Source organism: Rhizomicrobium sp., assembly GCF_056722145.1.
Genome location: NZ_JBWZET010000040.1, coordinates 1 through 18,552 on the forward strand (window position 1 = coordinate 1; position 18,552 = coordinate 18,552).

An 18,552-nucleotide genomic window follows, 5' to 3' on the forward strand; every position below is an offset into this window, starting at 1 on the left:
GAAAGAGACAGGCTACGGATGCCGAAACACTTTCAGGTTCGCTCCGCGGGTGTGAAGCGCGTCAAGGTGGACCGCGGCACCTGTATTCGTGACCACCTCGCCGTGGAAGACGAAGACTGGCGCGGCCCCGATGGCGCGAAGGCGTTCCTCAGCAGCGACTATCTATATTGTCCACATCCGGATCATCCGTCTTATGTCATCACGGTGCGTTACAGCTTTTGGGTCGCGCCGGGCGTTTCGCCGCCTTCGCTGGCCGATGAGTTGACCGCTATCCAGAACGGGTTGCGGTTCGAGCATCTGTGAGGCGCAATTACTCCGCCGCCTGACGCACCGCGATCTCCGACAGTTCCTTGGCGATCTCCCGCTTCTTCACCCGCAAATCATAATCGGTCTGCAGGCCGAGGAAGTAGCCTTCGGACAGGCCGAAATACTTGGTCAGCCGAAGATCGGTATCTGCGGTGATGGCGCGCTGGCCCAGCACGATCTCGTTGATGCGGCGCGGCGGCACGCGGATGGCGCGGGCGAGCGCGTTCTGGCTGAGGGCGAGCGGTTTCAGGAATTCTTCGGCAAGGATTTCGCCGGGTGTCGGGATCGGCAGCAGGCCCGTTTTTTTGCGCGGCTTACTCGTCATGGTAATCGACGATTTCGACTTTGCTGGCATCTCCGTCACTCCACACGAAACAAATGCGCCACTGCCGGTTGACCCGGATGCTCCATTGCCCGGCCCGCTTGCCTTTGAGCTGCTCCAGCCGATTGGCGGGCGGGGCACGCAGGTCACTTAAGGTCCGCGACCGATGCAGCATCATCAGCTTGCGCAGCGCCGTAGCCTGAATGTCGGGCGGCAGCTTACGGCTTTGCTGGCCGCTCCAGACACGCGACGTTTCGGCAAACCCGCGGATCATGGCTCCCAGGTCCACATCCAGCTATAACGCCGCGCGTTATATACCGCAAGGCATTCTCGGGGCGCGCGGCCGGTATGCCGTTACTTCTTGCAGAATGCCTTGGGATACACCGCCGTGCCGTCGGGTTTGACGGTCACGAAGAACGGGGCGGTGGTGGCTTTCAGGGGCGAGAACTGCAGGACGCCCTGGCCGGATTTGTCGGTGCAGAGGGTGATCCTGGCCTCGAAGCCGGGCGCGACTTCGCCGCTTTGCACCGTGCGGGTGAAGCTGGCCGTGCCGATGGTCACGCCGCAGATCCGGTCGGAGACGTTGGCGGCGGCAGCGCCAGGGCATTCGTTCCTGAGCGTCGCCCACAGGCCGGGCGGGTCGTCGGCGGCGATCGCGGTTCCGGTCAATGCGATCAGGCTGAGCGCGTAACGGGCAAATCGGTTCATGGCAGCTCCCCCAGAGTGTGGCGGCACTCTAAGCGCGATCGGGGTACCAACGCCACGGCAGCTCGCGCTTGACGCGAAAAATTCGCCGCCGGCCGCAAATTCGCGTCGCCGGCTTGCCCTGCGGCACCCGGATGTGGAATCGATACCACATGCCGGTTCGCGAGGGGGCAGTGATGAAGTGGGTGATGGCGTTTGTGGCCGCGGTGGCGGTGCTGTGGGGGCCGGCGCCGGCCCGCTCGCTCTATGCGGCGCGGCCCAGCGATCCTGCGGCGGTCACGGTTTCGCCCTCAGCCGACGATACCGCCGCGCTCCAGGCCGCCATCGATACGGTCCAGGCCCGCAGTGGCCAGGGCATCGTGTTCGTGGCGCCCGGCCGCTATGTGCTGAAGGACACGGTGAATGTCTGGCCCGGCATAAGGCTGATCGGCACCGGCGCCGAACGCCCGGTGCTGACGCTTGCTGCTGCCACGCCCGGGTTCGGCGGCGCCGAGAAAGTGCTGTTGTTCTTTGCCGGCGCCCGCCCCGCGCCCGGCGAGCCGGTGCCCGACGCCAATCCCGGCACCTTCTATTCGGCGCTGTCGAACATTGATGTTGAAATCGGCGACGCCAATCCGGGCGCGGTGGTGGTGCGCTCCAAATACGCCCAGCATTCCTTCATCGCCCATTCCGAGATGCGCCTCGGCTCGGCGCTCGCCGGCATCCATGAGAGCGGCAATGTCATCGAGGATGTGCGTTTCATCGGCGGGCGCTATGGGCTGTGGACCGGGCAGCCGTCGCCGGGCTGGCAGTTGACGGTGATTGATGCCGTGTTCGAAGGCCAGCGCGAGGCCGCCATCCGCGAGCACGAAGCCGGCCTGACGCTGATCCGCCCGACGTTTCGCCATCTCCCCACCGCGGTGATGCTCGAGCCCGACACGGTCGACGAATTGTGGGTCAGCGATGCGGTGTTGGAAAACATTTCCGGGCCGGCGTTTGCGTTCGGCCGCGAAAAGACCGCGCGCAACGAGATCAACATGGAGCGCATCGCCTGTCGCAACGTGCCGGTGTTCGTGGCGCTGCGCGAGTCCGGCAGGCGCTTTCGCGCGCCGGGAGCGGACTATGTCGTCGCCCGCTTCACCCACGGTCTGGTTTACGCTGACGCCGGTGCCAAGCCGGCGATCCGCACCGTCATCGCGGCCGCCCCAGGCACAGCACCCGCGCCGGTCAGCGATCTGAAGCCGATCCCGCCGATGGCGGAGTGGTTCAATGTCCGCGACGGCGGGGCGCGCGGCGATGCCAAGACCGACGACACGGAAGCGCTGCAACAGGCCATCGCCCGCCATCGTGTGCTTTACTTTCCGAGCGGGGTTTATCGCGTTCACGCCACCCTGGCGCTGAAACCCGACACGGTGCTGATCGGTTTGCACCCCGGTGCGACGCAAATCCTGTTGCCTGATGGCACGCCGGGCTTCGACGGTGTCGGCGCACCGCAGCCGCTGATCGAAACCGCCGCGGGCGGAACCAACATCGTCGCCGGCATCGGGCTCTATACCGGCGGCAACAATCCGCGGGCGGTGGCGGCGCTGTGGCGTGCGGGCGCGGCGTCGATGATGAACGATGTGCGTTTTCTCGGCGGCCACGGCACGCCCTTGCCCGATGGCGCTCGCGAAAATCCGTACAATGACAATCATACCGCCGATCCCGATCCGGCGCGGCGCTGGGACAGTCAGTATCCGAGCTTGTGGGTGAAGGGCGGCGGCACCTTCCTCGACATCTGGACGCCCTCCACCTTTGCCGGAGCCGGCGTGCTGGTCTCCGATACCAAAACGCCCGGCCGGGTCTATCAGCTATCGGTCGAGCATCACGTCCGCCACGAAGTCGAAGTGCGCCACGCCGCACATTGGCAGTTCTTCGCCTTGCAGACCGAAGAGGAGCGCGGCGAAAGCGGCCATGCCTTGCCGGTGGAGGTGATCGGGTCGGAGGACATCCTGTTCGCCAACACCCACGCCTATCGCGTCATCAGTTCCGACACGCCGTTCCCGTACGTGGTGCGGGTTTCCGGCTCGCGCGACATTCGTTTCCGTGCCATGCACTGCTTTTCCAACAGCAAGGTGTCGTTCGATGCGACGGTGCTGGAGTCCGATCGCGGGATCACGGTATGGGATCGCGAGTTCGCCGCGCTCGATATCCATCCCGGTCGGCGAGGCGCCAAGTCCGACAAGCGGTTGACCAAACTCGCCGGCGGCTTTGCCAGTGTCTCGGGCGCCGCGGCGGGGCCCGACGGATCGGTCTATTTCATCGACAGCCTGGCGCAGACCATCTATCGCTGGCACGGCACGCTGACCAATGTCGCCGATGCGCCGCTCGAGCCGGTCAATCTCGCCGTCGATGGCGCCGGCAATCTGATGGCGGTGTCGCGCCATGGCAACGGACTGATCTATGCGACGGCGCCCGATGGTGCCGTGACCGTGCTGGCACCGCAGCGCCGGCCCGCGGGCACCCAGTTTGTACTGCCGGTGGGAAGCTGGACGCTCGATCGCGCGCTGCTGGCCAAACCGACCGCCTGGATCGTCTCGCCCGATGGCACGCTGTCGTGGCCGGTAGCGGCCGATTTCCTTGAAGGCCTCACGGCGTGGCAGGTGAAAATGGCGCCGCAATATCGTGCCTTTCAGGTGGCGCGCACGACGCCGGGCACGGCGACGTTCATCACCGAGGAAGAGGAGCTGCGCACCTATAAGGTTGATGTCGGCGCCGATGGCGGGCTCAGCAATTGGCGGCTGTTTGCCGAACGCGGCGGCGAGGCGGTGGCGCGCGATGCCGCGGGCAGGGTCTATATCGCCGACGGCAACGTTTACGTTTACAGCCCGGCGGGCACGCTGATCGACACCATCGTCATGCCCGAACGCGCCACCAGCCTTGTCTTTGCCGGCACGCTCTTCATCACGACGCGCACGTCACTCTACGCCGTGCGGCAATAGCCTTACGCGAAATTCACGCGCGCGGGAATTGACGGGCCTTGCCAAAGGTGCCAAAAAATTAGCACCAAGAATTTGGCATGTTTGCTGGAGGGCGTCGTGGCCACCCTGAAAGACGGTTTTTCCCGGCGTGAGCGCGAGATCATGGAGGCGCTCTACAAGCTCGGCAAAGCCACTGCGGCGCAGATCGTCGAACAGCTTCCCGATCCGCCGTCCACCACCGCGATCCGCACGCTGCTCTCCATTCTCGAAAGGAAGGGCCACGTCCGCCACCGCCTCGATGGCGTGCGCTACATCTACGAGCCCAAGGTGGCGCGCGAGAAGATGGCGCAGAAAGCCGTCAAATCGGTGCTCGCCACCTTCTTCGACAATTCGGTGGAAGGCGTGGTGGCGGCGCTGCTCAGCCAGGAAGACCTCAAGCTCGGCAAGCCCGAACTCGACCGCCTGACGCGGCTGATCGAAAAGGCCAAGGAGGAAGGGCGATGACCGTCATCAACACGCTGCTGTTCGCCGCTGCCGCGTTCCTCGGCTCGGTTCTGGTCATCGGTGCCGCGCTGCTGCTCGCCCGCGGCCGCACTGCCGCCAGCCGCCATCTGATCGTCACCGGCGCCTTCGCCGCCTTGCTCGGCCTGCCGCTCGCGGCACTGCTGCTGCCCTCGCAATGGGTGTGGATGCTGCCCGCCGCCGTGTCCGCTGCTGCACCGGTCGGTGCGCCAGCCACCATGGCGCCGGCGCCTGGGTTCGGTGTTGCCCAAGCGCTCGCCGTCATCGCGGCGGTGTGGGCGCTCGGCGTCATGTTTCATCTCTTGAAACTGACGCTCGGCGGCATCGGGCTGATCCGGCTTTACCGCCGTTCGGTGGCGCACAGTCCCCACGGCATCGACGACGCGCCGTTCCGCGGCCTCGGCTGGCAGCTGCGCCTGCACACCTCGCCGGGTGGTTGCGGTCCGCTCACCTGGGGCGTCGTCAAACCGGTGGTGCTGCTGCCGAAAGCTTCGGTCGCGTGGCCGCGCGAGCGGCTGCTGAGCGTGCTGCTGCACGAAGCCGCCCACGTCCGCCGCAAGGATTGCCTGTGCCGCCTGATCGCGATCCTGACCGCGGCGCTGTATTGGCCCAATCCGTTGGTGTGGGTCGCCGCCCGCCGCCAACGTGCCGATGCCGAGCGTGCCGCCGACAATGCGGTGTTGGCGGCCGGCATCAAGCCGACGCGCTATGCCGAGCATCTGGTCGGACTGGCGCGCGAGTTTTCCAGCGCATCGTTTGCCTTGTCGCTGTCGATGGCCGAGCAGCGCCTGCTCGACACCCGCGTCACCTCGATCCTCGATCCCGATCAGTCCCGCTCCGGAGTGACCACAATGGATGTGTTGAAACTCGGCGTCGCTGCGGTGGCGCTGATGGCCGGTCTTGCCATGGTCCGCCCCTCGCTCGCCGAAACGCCCGACACCCCGCCGGTGGCCGTGCCGCCGTCGCCGCCTGCTGCCGGTGTAGCTCCGAAACATACGGTGCACCGCATCCTCCGCATCTCGCGCCACGGCCGCGTTACGCAATACACCGCGGACGAGGACGTCACGCCGCCACCTCCTCCGCCTGCCGATCTGGCCGCGCCGCCGGCCCCCGTCGAACCGCCTGTGCCACCGGCCCCGCCACGTCTCGACGAGGCGCAACAGGCGGTCCATGGCCAGGCCGAGGCGCGCCGCGCCATGGCCGAAGCCCGCCGGGCGCTGGCGCAGGTCAACCTCGACCAGACCGTCCGCCAAGCGCTGCAGCAGGCCGCGACGGCAATGCGCGATGCCAATGTCAGCGAAGCCGACGCCAAGCGGGCGCTGGCGCAGGTCGACGTCGATCGCGTCGTCGCCGAAGCGATGAAGAACGCGCAAAGCGCGCTCCAGCGCGCGCAAGCGCATCGGCGCCGCGTGGTCCGCAGTCAAAGCGACGGTAACAATGCCGCTGAAACTGACGACTGAACGCGCGAGCACCGACGTGCGCGACACGGCCCCGCCGCAAGGCGAGGCCGTTTTTTCATTGGTGCGGAAAACTTACGGCGAGCCGGCGCGGCGCGTCATCGCGAGTTCGTGGCGTAGCTCGCTGGTTTCGCTGCGGTCGGACATGTCCGACAGAATGGCGCCAAGGTGGGTGTGCTTGCCGTAGAAGGCATCGTTCCAATCGGTCTTGGGATCGACCACCGAACCTTCCAGCGTCAAGCCGCCGTAGGCGCCCTGCGTCGACGACCAGATGATGATGTCGCCCGAAAGGTTGGGCGCGGTCGCGCCTTGCGCGTTGGCGCCGACGGTGACGACGGTCAGGCCGGCGCCGGCGCCGAGCTTGAACTTCGAGCGTTCGATGCCTTCCAGCGCCTTCTGGCTCATGATGAACATCACCAGTTCCGCTTTTTCGAGCCCGATCTGCAGACCGAACGAGCCCGACGCCAGCGTGTAGAAGGCGGGATTGCTGTAACGGTCGCCCTCGCGGCGCAACAGCACGCCGTTGCCGCCTTCGGCGCCGAACATGAAGCCGCCTTTGACCAGGCTCGGCACCACCAGCACGGCGCGGGCGCGATGCAGCAGATCGGCGGAGGGCCCGAAACTCTGGTCCGACCGCATATGCGTGACGGTGTTGGCCGCACCGGCGATAAGGGTAGTCTGGTCGCTGGCCAAAGCGGCTGCGAACGACAAGGTAAGCGCAAGGGCCGCAGCGGCGGCGAAACGTTTCATGAGCATGGGTCTCCTCGTTGGGCAGGGCGCCCGCTGCCGTGAAAACGCCGCTTACACGCCGAGGTTCCGGTTCCGCTATGCCGCCCGCCGTGCCGCATAGGCGGGATAATATTCCGCCATCATCCGATCGCGGTAGCGCATCAAATTGACCTGCGCCTCGGTGAAATCGCGCAATGCCGTCGTGAATACCGGGGCGCTGGCGGCGGCGATCATGGCGAAGGCGGTGGCATCGACGGCGGACGGCGCCGGTCCCATCAGGAACGCGCGATTGCCGAGCAGCGTCGCCAGCGCCGCCACGGAACGGCAGCCGAGGCCCGCGATCTCGGCCGGCGTATGGCGACCGAGGCCCTGACCGTAGAGCGCGCTGGCGACCCTGGCGCGGGCGGTGGTGCGGGCTTCCTCGCGCGGGCCTGAGGGCAGGGTGTCGAAGAAGTGCGCCGGCCCGGCGACGAAATTCGCCTCGATCATCCAGCGCTGATGCACGATCGCCCAATAGAGATGATCCTCCAGCATGCGCTCGATCGCCCAGCCGCGCGCCCGCATCTCCGCCGTCAGGCCGCGATCGAGATCGATGCGGTACGCCTTCTCGATGTGATCGCGAATGAAGGTCGAATCGCCGATGCGGTTCTCGGCTTCGACGATGTAGGGAATCTTGCCTTTGGGCCCGTCGTCGGGCGAGCCGCGCTCGAGCCGATAGGGAATGTCGGCCATCTTGAGCTGCACTTCGGTCTTCATCACGAACGGGCTCGCCTGCGGCAAGCCGAATGCGGGAAACGAACCGTACAAGGTGACCATGGTGAAACTCCCTCGCCAACGCCGGACTTGATATCCCACCCCTGCTGACAGCATGCTGTCAGTAGTCTGGCAGTAGGGTGTCAGCACGAAGGGAGCCGCGATGCGCCGGGCCGACCGTCTGTTTCGCATCATCCAGGTGTTGCGCCGCAAGCGCCGGCCGGTGACCGCGCACGAGATCGCCGCCGAACTCGAAGCCAGCGTGCGCACCATCTATCGCGACATCGCACAATTGATGGCCGACCGCGTGCCGATCCGCGGCGAGGCCGGCATCGGCTATGTGCTCGACGGCGGCTTCGACATGCCGCCGTTGATGCTGACCGCCGACGAGATCGAAGCGGCGATGCTCGGCGCCCAATGGGTGATGGGGCGGGGCGATGCGGCGCTGAAGCGGGCGGCCTCTGATCTCGTCGCCAAGATCGGCGCGGTGATTCCGGAGCATTTGCGCCCGGTGCTGCTCGAGCCGACCGGTGCGGCCTCGCCGGTATTGCCCGATGCGCCCGCCGATGTCATCGATATGGCGCGGGTGCGCACCGCCATTCGCACCCAGGGCAAAATCCGGCTGCACTACCGCGACGAGAAAGGTGTCGAGACCGCGCGGGTGATCTGGCCGATCGCGGTCAGCTATTGGGAGCGCGTCCGCCTGATTGTGGCGTGGTGCGAACTGCGGCGCGGCTTTCGCCATTTCCGTACCGATCGCATCGCCAGTTTTGAATTTCTCGAAACAAGGTATACGGCGCCGCGCGCCCGCCTGAAGGCGCAATGGCAAAAAGGATTGTCGGCACACTGAGTAACCAACCACAGCGTGCGGGCCCTTACGTATGCACACCTAGCGACGGGAAAGCCCCTTGACCGTTCAGTAACTTCAACTCACCCTCAAGCAGCTAAAAAATAGCGCAGTGGGGAGCGGATGTCCTTCAACTTTGGGGCTGCCTTGGCAGTCTTCCTGGCGGCGGGCTCGACGCCGGGAACCGATGGTTCCGTCAATCCGCAGTCGATGCAGCAGGTGGCCCCTGTGATCGCGCCCGCGGCGTTGCGGGCGATGCTGGCGTCGTCGGTGAAAGTGTTGCTGGTCGATGTCCGCCACCCCGACGAGTTCGCGGCCGGTCATATCGCCGGCGCCATCCTGATGCCGCTGGAAAACATCGCAACGGCCTACCACAGCCTGCCGAAAGGCATCCGGATCGTCGTCTATTGCCAATCCGGCAACCGCAGCGCCCAGGCGGTATCGTTCCTGGTATCGCACGGCTATGCCAACGCGCTCAGTCTCGACGGCGGCGTGCTGGCGTGGGATGCGCTGCCGCGATAGCCGTTTACCATCTCGTCGGGCGCGTCGTCTCGTCGCCGCTTGGAAACAGGCAGCGAAACGCTTCCGCATTCGTGGGCATGCTCAAGAAACGGGCACGGACAATGTTTGTGCGCCGGGCCGATTTGTGGTCTCCTGATGCGATAAGATGGCTCGGGGGAGTCTCCATTGGTAACGATCGATGTGCGGCATGACGGCTTGGCTCGTTTGGAGCGCGTGTCGGCGCCAACGCAAGCCTTGGCGGAGCAGCGGGCGACCACGCTCAACGCCCGCTGGAACGAAGCGTTTCGCGCCCGCCCGGCGCTGACGGGGCCGACCCTCGATGCCGTCGGCAAGCTGATCGCGGACGAACGCACGGCCGAGGCCGAGCGCGCCGTTCACGCGCTGAGTGCGATCCTGATCGATTCCGTGCGCGCCGAGCCGGCGACCGATTGGTCGGCGCTGGTCGATCTGACGCCGTTTGCCGAAGCCGCGCCGATGGCGCCCCTGCCGCCGCAAGCCGATATCGAGCCGCGGCGCGAGGATTTTCCACGCGCGCCCTTGACCCTCGCCACCCTGATCAGTCCGCGCGCGCTGCGCCGCCGGCGTGAGTTCGCCGAAGCGAAATTCGAAACCGCGCATTCGGGCTGGAAGTATCTGACGCGCTGGCGCGACAGCGAACATGAGAAGGCGCTGGCGGTGCATCGCGCCGCGCTCAGCGAATGGCAGGCTCGCGAGGCCGCCTTCCTCGAACGCCAGGCCCGCGCCAATGCCCGACTCGATGCGCTGGTGGAAGGCTATCGCGCCGGCGAGGCCGAGGCGGTGATCGGCCATTGCGACCTCAACCTGTTGTCGCTTGCCCGTCCCGACCGCTTCCCCTGCTTCTGGACGATGCGCTATGCGGCCGGTGCGCTGGAAATCGACTACGACCTGCCGAGCATGGAGGCGGTGCCGATCCTGAAGGCGGTAAAATACCTGCCGTCGCGCGGCACGTTCGAGATGATCGTGCAGCCCGAACGCGAGCGCGAACGGGTCTACGGCGAGGCGGTGTTCCAGACCGCGCTGGCGGTGCTGCATACCCTGTTCAGCGGCGATGCGGCGGGAGCGCTGAAGGCAATCGCGTTCAACGGCTGGGCCAATTACGTCGACGGCGCCGCGTTGCGCCCGGGGCGGGCCTGCATCCTGTCGGTCACCACCACCAAGGAGCTGTTCCAGGGCATCGATCTGGCCAGCGTCGATCCGCAGGCCTGCTTCCGCGCGCTCAATGGCACCATGAGCGCCAAGCTCGCCACCTTGGCGATGGCTCAGCCGGCGCAGAGATAGCGTTCGGGACGCGCGTAGACGAGGGTCGGCCCGTCCCACACCTCGATGCGTTTGGAGCCCGCCGTCTTCATGGCATGGGCCAGCACCTTGGCCTGGATGTCGTTGGCGCATTCCGTGGCGATCTTCGCCGTCAGCCTGCCGTCGTTGTCGAGATAGCGGATATCGTAATTCGGCATGGGTCCATCCTAGTGGCTCCCCCCTCCAGATATGGCGCGCCTTGGCGACAGAACAAGGACGAACCGCCTCTTTTTCCATGACATTTCCGAAGGGAAGAACACGCAAAGTTCCGCTTCGTTACGGTCCGTTGAAATTCGCCCGGCCACTTACCATCTGAGTACGCGAGATCAGGAGGGATTGCCCGTGAACGACATCTGCCGGCCGGCGCGCCAGGATGCCCTGCGCACCATGGCCATCGTGGCCCATGTTTGTTTGTTGCTCGGACTGGTCACCGCGCACCTCGCCGCCGTCGGCGCCGTGGTCATCGCCTACCTCGAGCGCGACGAGGCGCGGGGCACGCCATGGCAGTCGCACTATGAGGCGATCATCGCGACGTTCTGGGTGGCGCTGGTGGCGCTCATCGTCGGCGTGCCGCTGAGCTTCGTGTTGGTCGGCATCCCGATCCTGATCGTGGCGGCGATCTGGTACCTGTACCGCGCCATCCGTGGCCTGGTGCACGCCGTCGACGACCGGGAATACTGAACCGCTATTGGAACGGATCGTCGTCGCGATCGCCCATATGCGCCATCGGGTGCGGTTCGGACGGCGTCTTCGGCCGGGCGAAGCAGAAACCGAGCACGCCCAGCATCATCGTCAGGGCGAAGGTGTAGGGGAAGATGCTGAACACCACGTCGCGGGCGATGGCGGCAGTGTGAAAGCTCATTCCCATCGCGGCGCCCCACAGATCGCAAGCGCCGAAACCGTCGCTCGACAGGGTGCAGCCATCGTGACGCGAGAACAGCACCGCCAGCAGCGGCAGCATCGGCGCCAACAGCGGCAGCGCCAGCATCGACAGGGTACCGGTCAGCGGCCGGTGGGCGCGAAAGGCCAGCAGCGTTGCCGCCAGCGACAGGCCGACGAGCAGGATCGAACTGGTCGACACAACCCAGGCAAGATTGAGGGCGTCGCGCAATCCGGCGCCCAGCGCCATGCCGTGGCATAAGCCGGCGGTGGGGGCACAGCCGCTCGCCAGCGCCGCCAGTCTGACCGTCCACACCAGAACGGAGGGGCCCAGCAGCAGCGCGACGCACAGCGCCCATCCCTTCAGCGAAGGCAAACGCGGCGAATGTGCGATCTCGTCCATGCGTCCACTGTAGGCGCGTTCCTCCGTGGGCGTAGCAAAATAGTGAATGGATGCTTAACGCCCATCTTGCCGCTGCGCGGATTGGGCCTGCGGGAGCGCTATCAGCGGCCGTCTTCGCGTGCCAGGAATTCGTGCACCAACTCGGCGTTGCGGCCGCCGTCGGCATCGCCGGTACGGCTCTTGGCGCGCACGTCGATGCGCACGCCGATCTTGCCGGCCGGCTTGACCCGGATGACGATGTCGGAAATCGCCCCGAACCATAGCGTCTTGGCGGTGGCTTCGATGCGGCCGCTCTTGACGTCAAAGGCGGCGACCTTCCAGCCCAGGCCGTTGGCGGCGTTGACGGCGCGCCAGAAATACTTGGCGACGAATTCCTGCTGCGGCGTGGTGCCGGCGAGACGTTCGAGCGGCTTGATGTCCTGCCAGGCGTTTTTCTGCGCCAATGCCGTCGTCAGCCGCTCGCCCTGATAGGTGACCATCACCGGCCCGTCGTAGCTGGCGGGATTGGGCGCGCCTTGGCGCTGGGCGAGAAGGGCGACGAACGCCGGCGCATCGCCGATATCGGTGGAAACGTCGTGGATCGGCGGCAGGGTGTAGATGTGCCAGAGATGGTTGGCCGGAATGCCGATCAGGATCGCCGAGCCGAACAGGCCGATGGCGCCGTAGCGCCAGCCGGTCGAGTTGTTGAGGGCCAGCGCCCGCCACATCCAGGCGCCGCCGCACAACAGGCCCGCCGCGCCGATGGCGATGCCGGGTACCAGCACCTTGAGACCGAGGTCGAGCGTGAACAGGCCCAGCCGTGTGCCCGCCGAGGCCGCCAGCGCGATGGCGGCGCCGACGAAAAAGGCGGTGAAGGAGATGCGGGCGATCAGCGGCTGGGTGCGCATGTCAGCCTCCGCCGGCGCCGGCGGACGGGTGGTCGCGATCGTCTTGGGGTCTCGTCGTCACGCGGCGGTCATCCTTGCAAGGACCGCGAGTATAGCCTGTGTCGGGGCCGGCGATCCTGCCGCCGCCAGCGGCCGTTCGTCCCATTGATCAGCGCCGGGCGAAGCAAGTGTGGGACTCGCGCGCCCGGGGCGGGCCACGACCTGGTCTTTGAAGAATTGTCTGCAATGCATACAAAATGTTTGAGAGTGTTTCTGGCGCCGCCGGCGGCAACCCGCTGCGAACCGGGCCGGCCATGCTTGCCCCTGGGGAAGTCTCCCGGCATGGGTGATTTTGAGCAACATGTGCAAAATTTCGCGTTCCGGTCGGCGACGCAATCGGTCCTCACAGGCGAGTTCGCCGCGGCATCCTTAATGAGATTAGGGGGCATTCCAGAACGCGTAAGTGCCGAAGACTCATAGTAGATTAGTTCTAAACTGCGGCCATTCTCCTACTGTATAGTTTGGGAAATATCAGAAAACGCCCTATTTTTCTTCGAAAAAAAATACACCTGCGCAGTATGGGATCATCTTGACGGTACCGAAGCGGCATCCGTAGAATTCCCTATCTGATGGAAGTCAGGGCATCGGAACCAGAGAGCCAATTGCAAGGCCAGACGCAGCCGGGCCCGACAAAGTGGAACGATGGGAACCCACCAAATGAACCGAACCTTTACGATACGACAGTTGACCAAGGAGTTTTCCGTTACGGCGCGAACCTTGCGCTTTTACGAGGACGAAGGCCTGATCGCGCCCGAGCGGCGCGGCCAGACCCGCATCTATTCGGTCAAGGACCGCGCCCGCATCATGCTGATCCTGCGCGGACGCCGCTTGGGCTTTTCGCTGGCCGAGATCCGGGAATATCTCGAGATGTACAATCCGGCCGAAAATGAGCGCCAGCTCACCCACGCGCGCAAAAAGTTCGAAGACCGCATCGTCGCCTTCGAGAAGCAGAAGGTCGATATCGATGTCGCGATCAGCGAGCTGAAGCGTTCGATTGTCGAGGTCGATCAACATCTGGCGGACGCCGCGGCTGGGACCGTGACGGAGCCGGCGGTTGAGGCCGTTGCCGCCGCCTGAGAGCGCGGCGCACTCTGATAAAACGCCGGGCCGGTGCTGTTCACCGGTCCGGTTTTTTTTGCCTTTTTCCCGCCGCGCCGACGCGCCTAAACTGTCCCTTCGGTTGGGGAGGGTTTCATGCGGATTGCGATTGTGGCGGCGGCCGTGCTGGCCATCGCGGCGACGGCGCGCGGCGACGACAGTTCGGCGATGCTGCGGGCGGGCTCGATCGTGTTCACCAAGTCGACGCCGGTGAAAATGGCGGCCGAAGACCTGTTCGTCAGCCCCACGGCGGTGCGCATCCGCTTCGAGTTCGAAAATCCCACCGCCAAGGACGTCGAAACCATCGTCGCGTTTCCGCTGCCCGACCTGGCCACCTGGGACTTCGCCGAAAGCGCCATCGGCACCGTCACCGACGATGCCAGGAACTTCGTCGGCTTCAAGGCGGTGGTCGACGGCAAGCCGGTCGCGGTAACGGTGGAACAGCGCGCCTTCTTCAAGGGCCGCGACGTCACCGCGCAGCTCATTGCCGCCGGCGCGGTGATCAATCCGGTGACCGATCGCGGCTACGAGAAACTCGCCGCCCTGCCGATTGCCAAGAAGAAGGCGCTGATCGCGGCGGGCCTGGCCGAAGGCGATGGCGCCGACGAATTCTATCCGCAATGGATCGTGAAGACGAAATTCTACTGGACGCAAAAATTTCCGGCCAAGAAGCGGGTGGTGATCGAGCATTCCTATCAGCCGGTGACGGGACAGTCGTTCTTCACCACCGCCTATCACACCCGCAGCGAAAAGAACCTGTTCGGCAACCTCGACTACTGCATCGACGAGCGTACCTGGGCGACGCTGGCGGCGCGCACCGGCGGGGCGGCGGCCGATCCTTCGGAAGGCACGCGGCTGATGACCACGTTCGAAACCAGCTACATCCTGTCCACCGCCGCCAATTGGCAGGGCCCGATCGGGCGCTTCCACCTGACCCTCGACAAGCTCAAGGCGGACAACATTCTCTCGTTATGCTGGGAGGGCGAACTCAAGAAGAGCGGCGCCACGACCTTCGACTTCAACGCCGTCAATTATGCGCCCAAGCGCGATATCGTGATGATCGTGTTCGAAAATGCCGGGCCGCAATAGCGGTTAACGCCCCAGGAACCAGTCGGCGAGGCGGCGCCAGAAGCGCGGGCGCGGGCCGCGGGGGACGGTGCCTTCGGCGTAGGCATGACTGCCGGAAACCAACAATCCGATCATGAGGCGGCCCCATCAGAGACAGGCGCCTGATTATACACGCAACTTACAAATCGTCCACAGCTTATCCACAGCCTGCCGCAACGCTGTGGGCAGCATCAGCCGGTCAGCCGCTCGTGCCATGACAGCACCAGCGCGCGGCTGCAGCTAAGGCGGTCCATGCGCGACGTAGCAATCGCTGTCCAGATTTCGGCAATGCCGGTGGGCACCGGCGCGCGCCGCGCTTTCTCGACGGCGAGGGCGCGGCAAGGATCGAATTCGTCATAGGCGACGTAGAGGCCGGTAAAGAATCCGCCGAACACCAACAGCAACAGGACAATGATGTTCCGGATCATGGAGGCTCCCTAGTAGGGGTGGCCGCCCGGCTGGTTGTCGGGGATCGGGCCGCCGTCGTTGGCCGAATGGGTGCGATTGGTGCGGCAATTGTAGAAGCCGCTGGCCCAGCCGGAGCGATAGTGCTTGTCGGTGCGGTAGAGATTGTCGTCGCGGACCTGATCGGCGCGGTAGTTGGCGTCCTGGATGGTGGCCGAGGCGCAGCCGTCGGAATAGCCGGCCTTGAAGCCGGGGGTGTTCTTGGCGGCGCGGTCGCGGGCGGTCGGCATGACGATGCCGCAACCGGCCACACTGGCGGCAAGGAGGAGTGCGAGCGCAGGAGCAAATCGGGCGATTTTCATGACGGCGAGTCTATCAGGGCCGGGCGCCCCGCAAAAGTTACAGATGGAAGCATGCCGCCACCCGCCCGGGCGTGTAAAACGGCCTGACAGAGCCGACGGACCGCGGGCCGGGGCGGTTAGCATTTGTTGTCGCCGGCGCTGACGGGGCGCTGCCGTCGCGGCGAAAGCAATCCGTCTACGGATAATGTTCCATGCCCCAGATTCCGCCTGTTTGTCTCGGCTTTGGCGCCGCCCACATCATCGCGGCGCGGCCAGTGGCGCGACCCTGGCAGGCGTGCCGGGCGGGCGCGGTGTCGGAACCTTTGACAGGCGCGCCGCGCCCCCTTCAAGGAATGCCGGTATTTCAGCGTTTCCGTGCATGGCATGACGATTGCTAACCAGACGTGGAAAGCCCGGATGGCGGGCGGGAACCTGGAGGTGGGCAGATGGCGATGCACTGGAAGCTGTGGGTGGCGGCGATCGCGATGGTTGGCGCGGCCGAAGCGGCACCGACCTGTACCACCACCACCGATATCGGCCCGTCCGGCGTGGTGGCGTGGTCGAGCCTGTCGAGCGGCGACTGCATCCGCTCGGGTGACAAGCTCTACGGCAATTTCAGCACCACCAACCTGCCTGCCGACACCGTGCTCATCTTCAACACCAACACGATCGGCTCGCTGGTGCACCAGCAGCTGTCGTTCGACGGCTCCTATCTCGCCGGCTCAAGCTATACCTGGGGCTATGAGGTGGCGGTTGATTTCGCGGTGGCGACGCCCGGCACGGTGATCACCTCGATCGATGCCGATTTCACCCAGACCGCCTCCAATGGCGCCTCCACGCTCGACAAGGGTCTCGATCCGGCCGGCGATGCCGCCATTCACGAGGTCAAGGTCGGCACCGTGGTGCAGCCCGGCAGCGTGACGAGTGCCAATTTCGGGGCCGATGTCACCGATGTGGCGGTATCGGAAGCGCTGGCCGACAACGGCACGATCTCGTCGGTCACCAACACCATCACCGAATTTGCGCCCGGCCGGAACATTCCCGAACCGCTGACGCTGGCGCTGATGGGCTTCGGACTGCTCGGTTTGAGGCTGGCGCGCCGCCGCCGGGTCTGACTGCGACTGGAGAGGGGGAAAGCGGCGGCCGCGAGGCCGCCGTTTTCACATGCGCGCGGCTGGAGATCATCGGTTGCACCCCGAATCCCCGCGATGACGACCCCTGCGGCGGGGTCTTGATGGGACCGAAGTCATGCAACCACAAGGGCGATTGTATACTTGAGTTAGCGGACAAAAGTCCTGGCAAAACAGGGCGCTAAGTCTAAAAATGGAGAAGCCTTATGGTTGTAGAGAAAGAAAAACCCGAAGAAATTGATGTCACCCCGGAGATGATAGAAGCGGGGGTGAGGGAGTTGCGGCTATCGTTTTCCAATGATGGCACAATGGATGATGCCCAGGACGTCGTTACAAGCATTTTCAAATCAATGGCATTTGCGGCCCCGAACCGGACTTTTGATACTCCTCCGCAAAAACAGATACTCCGGTCATGGTGACCGCCATTACAAAACGCCTTCGCATACTGCGTTTGGCTTCCGAGCGTTTCTCCCACCTCCCTAAATACAGGAGACGGCATACAGCGGAGACTTCGGGGGTGCGAAACGTCGTTGTTTGAATGCGGTGTGCAAAAACGTTTCGTATCTCCCTAATGTAATCTGCGTTCCTGCGAACATCGTTGTTTATGAGCCCGAATGCATAGGCGACATTTATCTTCGCTGAAAAGGTTGAGAGTGCACCTCTTGGCTCAAAGAGTGCGTCGGAACTATTTTTCATAGCGGCTTTGAGTTTTGCGGCGATCATCCCCTCAAGCATCGACCCACCGACGACGGCTACAAGTCTGTCATTTTTCCCCGTGAAATCGCGAAAATGCCTGTCCATATCGACAATAAAGTTATCGCGTAGAAGGGAGCGAAGAGCTTTGATGGATGAGTTCGTTTGCGGCATAATGTGGGGCCCATGAAAGACGAAAATCTATCCGACACCGAAATCGAACGCCGCCGCGAAGCAGCGCTAAAGCGGATGCTCTCTACGCCGCACAAACCGCACAACGAGTCGGCAAGTAAGAGCAAGAAGAAGCGGAAAACTAGCCCCAAGAAAAAGCGGACTTAAGCAGTCACAGCGGATAAGCACGGCGCTTCGCACACTTCGCAATCGCTTAATGGGCGTTTTTGTGCCGCCTCGCTCCTGGCCTCGGCCTTGATGGCAGCTAGATCGAAAAGAGTTTTTACGGAATTGACCATAAATGGGAGATTGGGGTTAGTCCCGGTGACTGCGCGGAATCCATATCGGTAATAGAGGTCTGATACCCTTCTGGTCAAAGCATGAAGGGCAACCCCATATAGCCCAACATTTCGTGCAATCAGTTCACACCGGTCTAGTGTATGACCAAGCATGAATGTGCCGATTTTCAGATTTTGAAACTCCGCTCGCACAGCGAATAGCTTCAGATATATAAAAGGCACATAGCTTTTCGTCTTTTCTCCGAATGTTATGTCAGGGTCTAGGTTCTTGGAATCCGCGCCAAGAATTTCAAGTGCGCAGAATCCGTAAGCATCCCTCACGCCCTCGCGCGTTACACAAAACACTCGCAAGCGGTGCTCTGCTTGTAATGAGCAGCATTCTGCGATCTTGCGATCAATCTCGCGCTCACCACAACTGAACGTCGCTAATTCGGAAGCATCTCTTAGTGGCGCAAACCTAAGGCCTCGGATGTCCGGAATTGGTAGGGCAGCCGTCATTGGAATTTTGCAGATAAAAGAGATAGGCACGCTTAAGGTCTTCTGTAACGCCGCCCGTTTCTTTGTAGACGCGTTCACAGAATTCGTACGCTTCCCTTTCATTTGCAAAGGGAGATTTGGGCTTTTTTCCACGCCCTATGTGCTGCTTAAGAAATTCGATCAGCGAGAAGACGTTATAGGTGC

The 18,552-nt window shown here is 64.0% G+C and carries 23 protein-coding genes; 11 read left to right on the plus strand and 12 right to left on the minus strand.

Translation table 11 applies throughout. The annotated features are described in order from the left end of the window. A partial coding sequence (locus AC1P6P_RS02325) for a hypothetical protein (RefSeq protein WP_481400821.1) occupies positions 1-303 on the plus strand: 303 nt, incomplete at its 5' end. 7 nt (positions 304-310) lie between these two features. Here the strand turns inward: AC1P6P_RS02325 and AC1P6P_RS02330 are convergent. The 3 genes from AC1P6P_RS02330 to AC1P6P_RS02340 all read right to left on the minus strand — a co-directional run bounded on the left by AC1P6P_RS02330 (position 311) and on the right by AC1P6P_RS02340 (position 1,336). Beyond that, positions 311-661, minus strand: coding sequence for a HigA family addiction module antitoxin (locus tag AC1P6P_RS02330; RefSeq protein ID WP_481400822.1), 351 nt, complete (start codon positions 659-661; stop codon positions 311-313). Then, on the minus strand, positions 621-902 hold the full coding sequence (locus AC1P6P_RS02335) for a type II toxin-antitoxin system RelE/ParE family toxin (RefSeq protein WP_481400823.1): 282 nt from the start codon (positions 900-902) through the stop codon (positions 621-623). Before AC1P6P_RS02335 ends, AC1P6P_RS02330 begins: the two co-directional genes overlap by 41 nt. A gap of 80 nt (positions 903-982) precedes the next feature. Next, on the minus strand, positions 983-1,336 hold the full coding sequence (locus AC1P6P_RS02340) for a hypothetical protein (RefSeq protein ID WP_481400824.1): 354 nt from the start codon (positions 1,334-1,336) through the stop codon (positions 983-985). A 173-nt stretch (positions 1,337-1,509) separates the two neighbouring features. Here AC1P6P_RS02340 and AC1P6P_RS02345 point away from each other — a divergent pair, with 173 nt between their 5' ends. From AC1P6P_RS02345 to AC1P6P_RS02355, 3 genes are all read left to right on the plus strand, one after another. After that, the gene (locus AC1P6P_RS02345; protein WP_481400825.1) at positions 1,510-4,293 is read left to right on the plus strand and encodes a glycosyl hydrolase family 28-related protein; all 2,784 of its coding nucleotides are present in this window, start codon (positions 1,510-1,512) and stop codon (positions 4,291-4,293) included. Positions 4,294-4,389: 96 nt separating this feature from the next. Continuing rightward, complete coding sequence (locus tag AC1P6P_RS02350) at positions 4,390-4,776, plus strand: BlaI/MecI/CopY family transcriptional regulator (protein WP_481400826.1); 387 nt, start codon at positions 4,390-4,392, stop codon at positions 4,774-4,776. After that, complete coding sequence (locus AC1P6P_RS02355) at positions 4,773-6,254, plus strand: M56 family metallopeptidase (RefSeq protein ID WP_481400827.1); 1,482 nt, start codon at positions 4,773-4,775, stop codon at positions 6,252-6,254. Before AC1P6P_RS02350 ends, AC1P6P_RS02355 begins: the two co-directional genes overlap by 4 nt. Before the next feature lie 72 nt (positions 6,255-6,326). Here the strand turns inward: AC1P6P_RS02355 and AC1P6P_RS02360 are convergent, their stop codons facing one another. Both AC1P6P_RS02360 and AC1P6P_RS02365 read right to left on the minus strand, forming a co-directional pair. Continuing rightward, the gene (locus AC1P6P_RS02360; RefSeq protein ID WP_481400828.1) at positions 6,327-7,001 is read right to left on the minus strand and encodes a lipid-binding SYLF domain-containing protein; all 675 of its coding nucleotides are present in this window, start codon (positions 6,999-7,001) and stop codon (positions 6,327-6,329) included. A 75-nt stretch (positions 7,002-7,076) separates the two neighbouring features. Then, on the minus strand, positions 7,077-7,796 hold the full coding sequence (locus AC1P6P_RS02365) for a glutathione S-transferase C-terminal domain-containing protein (protein ID WP_481400829.1): 720 nt from the start codon (positions 7,794-7,796) through the stop codon (positions 7,077-7,079). A 100-nt stretch (positions 7,797-7,896) separates the two neighbouring features. Here AC1P6P_RS02365 and AC1P6P_RS02370 point away from each other — a divergent pair, with 100 nt between their 5' ends. From AC1P6P_RS02370 to AC1P6P_RS02380, 3 genes are all read left to right on the plus strand, one after another. Further along, the gene (locus AC1P6P_RS02370; protein ID WP_481400830.1) at positions 7,897-8,583 is read left to right on the plus strand and encodes a helix-turn-helix transcriptional regulator; all 687 of its coding nucleotides are present in this window, start codon (positions 7,897-7,899) and stop codon (positions 8,581-8,583) included. Between the two features lie 120 nt (positions 8,584-8,703). After that, on the plus strand, positions 8,704-9,102 hold the full coding sequence (locus AC1P6P_RS02375) for a rhodanese-like domain-containing protein (protein WP_481400831.1): 399 nt from the start codon (positions 8,704-8,706) through the stop codon (positions 9,100-9,102). 165 nt (positions 9,103-9,267) lie between these two features. After that, on the plus strand, positions 9,268-10,401 hold the full coding sequence (locus AC1P6P_RS02380; protein WP_481400832.1) for a hypothetical protein: 1,134 nt from the start codon (positions 9,268-9,270) through the stop codon (positions 10,399-10,401). On the opposite strand, the gene AC1P6P_RS02385 is transcribed toward AC1P6P_RS02380, so the two are convergent. After that, positions 10,383-10,577 carry a hypothetical protein gene (locus AC1P6P_RS02385; RefSeq protein WP_481400833.1) on the minus strand — a complete coding sequence of 65 codons (195 nt, stop codon included), beginning with the start codon at positions 10,575-10,577 and terminating at the stop codon, positions 10,383-10,385. The genes AC1P6P_RS02380 and AC1P6P_RS02385 overlap by 19 nt on opposite strands. A 184-nt stretch (positions 10,578-10,761) precedes the next feature. Between AC1P6P_RS02385 and AC1P6P_RS02390 the strand changes: the two genes are divergently transcribed. After that, positions 10,762-11,100 carry a DUF4870 family protein gene (locus tag AC1P6P_RS02390; protein ID WP_481400834.1) on the plus strand — a complete coding sequence of 113 codons (339 nt, stop codon included), beginning with the start codon at positions 10,762-10,764 and terminating at the stop codon, positions 11,098-11,100. 4 nt (positions 11,101-11,104) lie between these two features. Here the strand turns inward: AC1P6P_RS02390 and AC1P6P_RS02395 are convergent, their stop codons facing one another. Beyond that, the gene (locus tag AC1P6P_RS02395; RefSeq protein WP_481400835.1) at positions 11,105-11,701 is read right to left on the minus strand and encodes a hypothetical protein; all 597 of its coding nucleotides are present in this window, start codon (positions 11,699-11,701) and stop codon (positions 11,105-11,107) included. Positions 11,702-11,802: 101 nt separating this feature from the next. Then, positions 11,803-12,588 carry a DUF1499 domain-containing protein gene (locus AC1P6P_RS02400; RefSeq protein WP_481400836.1) on the minus strand — a complete coding sequence of 262 codons (786 nt, stop codon included), beginning with the start codon at positions 12,586-12,588 and terminating at the stop codon, positions 11,803-11,805. Positions 12,589-13,284: 696 nt separating this feature from the next. Here AC1P6P_RS02400 and AC1P6P_RS02405 point away from each other — a divergent pair. Beyond that, positions 13,285-13,704 carry a MerR family transcriptional regulator gene (locus AC1P6P_RS02405; RefSeq protein ID WP_481400837.1) on the plus strand — a complete coding sequence of 140 codons (420 nt, stop codon included), beginning with the start codon at positions 13,285-13,287 and terminating at the stop codon, positions 13,702-13,704. A 117-nt stretch (positions 13,705-13,821) separates the two neighbouring features. Next, complete coding sequence (locus AC1P6P_RS02410) at positions 13,822-14,814, plus strand: DUF4424 family protein (RefSeq protein WP_481400838.1); 993 nt, start codon at positions 13,822-13,824, stop codon at positions 14,812-14,814. Between the two features lie 209 nt (positions 14,815-15,023). On the opposite strand, the gene AC1P6P_RS02415 is transcribed toward AC1P6P_RS02410, so the two are convergent. Then, the gene (locus AC1P6P_RS02415; RefSeq protein ID WP_481400839.1) at positions 15,024-15,260 is read right to left on the minus strand and encodes a hypothetical protein; all 237 of its coding nucleotides are present in this window, start codon (positions 15,258-15,260) and stop codon (positions 15,024-15,026) included. A gap of 9 nt (positions 15,261-15,269) precedes the next feature. Beyond that, positions 15,270-15,599 (minus strand): hypothetical protein, encoded by a 330-nt coding sequence (locus tag AC1P6P_RS02420; RefSeq protein ID WP_481400840.1) that lies wholly within the window; start codon positions 15,597-15,599, stop codon positions 15,270-15,272. A gap of 425 nt (positions 15,600-16,024) precedes the next feature. Here AC1P6P_RS02420 and AC1P6P_RS02425 point away from each other — a divergent pair, with 425 nt between their 5' ends. Beyond that, the gene (locus AC1P6P_RS02425) at positions 16,025-16,693 is read left to right on the plus strand and encodes a PEP-CTERM sorting domain-containing protein (RefSeq protein ID WP_481400841.1); all 669 of its coding nucleotides are present in this window, start codon (positions 16,025-16,027) and stop codon (positions 16,691-16,693) included. A gap of 357 nt (positions 16,694-17,050) precedes the next feature. Here the strand turns inward: AC1P6P_RS02425 and AC1P6P_RS02430 are convergent, their stop codons facing one another. After that, on the minus strand, positions 17,051-17,575 hold the full coding sequence (locus AC1P6P_RS02430; protein WP_481400842.1) for a hypothetical protein: 525 nt from the start codon (positions 17,573-17,575) through the stop codon (positions 17,051-17,053). Positions 17,576-17,736: 161 nt separating this feature from the next. Continuing rightward, positions 17,737-18,399 (minus strand): hypothetical protein, encoded by a 663-nt coding sequence (locus AC1P6P_RS02435; RefSeq protein WP_481400843.1) that lies wholly within the window; start codon positions 18,397-18,399, stop codon positions 17,737-17,739. Positions 18,400-18,552: the final 153 nt, after the last annotated feature.

What these genes read in the sequence shown, in the direction of transcription:
- AC1P6P_RS02415 (WP_481400839.1), bottom strand. Translation starts at nt 15,260, where the DNA reads ATGATCCGGAACATCATTGTCCTGTTGCTGTTGGTGTTCGGCGGATTC.
- AC1P6P_RS02425 (WP_481400841.1), top strand. Translation starts at nt 16,025, where the DNA reads ATGGCGATGCACTGGAAGCTGTGGGTGGCGGCGATCGCGATGGTTGGC.
- AC1P6P_RS02360 (WP_481400828.1), bottom strand. Translation starts at nt 7,001, where the DNA reads ATGAAACGTTTCGCCGCCGCTGCGGCCCTTGCGCTTACCTTGTCGTTC.
- AC1P6P_RS02335 (WP_481400823.1), bottom strand. Translation starts at nt 902, where the DNA reads ATGATCCGCGGGTTTGCCGAAACGTCGCGTGTCTGGAGCGGCCAGCAA.
- AC1P6P_RS02395 (WP_481400835.1), bottom strand. Translation starts at nt 11,701, where the DNA reads ATGGACGAGATCGCACATTCGCCGCGTTTGCCTTCGCTGAAGGGATGG.
- AC1P6P_RS02370 (WP_481400830.1), top strand. Translation starts at nt 7,897, where the DNA reads ATGCGCCGGGCCGACCGTCTGTTTCGCATCATCCAGGTGTTGCGCCGC.
- AC1P6P_RS02330 (WP_481400822.1), bottom strand. Translation starts at nt 661, where the DNA reads ATGCCAGCAAAGTCGAAATCGTCGATTACCATGACGAGTAAGCCGCGC.
- AC1P6P_RS02345 (WP_481400825.1), top strand. Translation starts at nt 1,510, where the DNA reads ATGAAGTGGGTGATGGCGTTTGTGGCCGCGGTGGCGGTGCTGTGGGGG.
- AC1P6P_RS02355 (WP_481400827.1), top strand. Translation starts at nt 4,773, where the DNA reads ATGACCGTCATCAACACGCTGCTGTTCGCCGCTGCCGCGTTCCTCGGC.
- AC1P6P_RS02410 (WP_481400838.1), top strand. Translation starts at nt 13,822, where the DNA reads ATGCGGATTGCGATTGTGGCGGCGGCCGTGCTGGCCATCGCGGCGACG.
- AC1P6P_RS02430 (WP_481400842.1), bottom strand. Translation starts at nt 17,575, where the DNA reads ATGCCGCAAACGAACTCATCCATCAAAGCTCTTCGCTCCCTTCTACGC.
- AC1P6P_RS02385 (WP_481400833.1), bottom strand. Translation starts at nt 10,577, where the DNA reads ATGCCGAATTACGATATCCGCTATCTCGACAACGACGGCAGGCTGACG.
- AC1P6P_RS02405 (WP_481400837.1), top strand. Translation starts at nt 13,285, where the DNA reads ATGAACCGAACCTTTACGATACGACAGTTGACCAAGGAGTTTTCCGTT.
- AC1P6P_RS02365 (WP_481400829.1), bottom strand. Translation starts at nt 7,796, where the DNA reads ATGGTCACCTTGTACGGTTCGTTTCCCGCATTCGGCTTGCCGCAGGCG.
- AC1P6P_RS02400 (WP_481400836.1), bottom strand. Translation starts at nt 12,588, where the DNA reads ATGCGCACCCAGCCGCTGATCGCCCGCATCTCCTTCACCGCCTTTTTC.
- AC1P6P_RS02375 (WP_481400831.1), top strand. Translation starts at nt 8,704, where the DNA reads ATGTCCTTCAACTTTGGGGCTGCCTTGGCAGTCTTCCTGGCGGCGGGC.
- AC1P6P_RS02340 (WP_481400824.1), bottom strand. Translation starts at nt 1,336, where the DNA reads ATGAACCGATTTGCCCGTTACGCGCTCAGCCTGATCGCATTGACCGGA.
- AC1P6P_RS02420 (WP_481400840.1), bottom strand. Translation starts at nt 15,599, where the DNA reads ATGAAAATCGCCCGATTTGCTCCTGCGCTCGCACTCCTCCTTGCCGCC.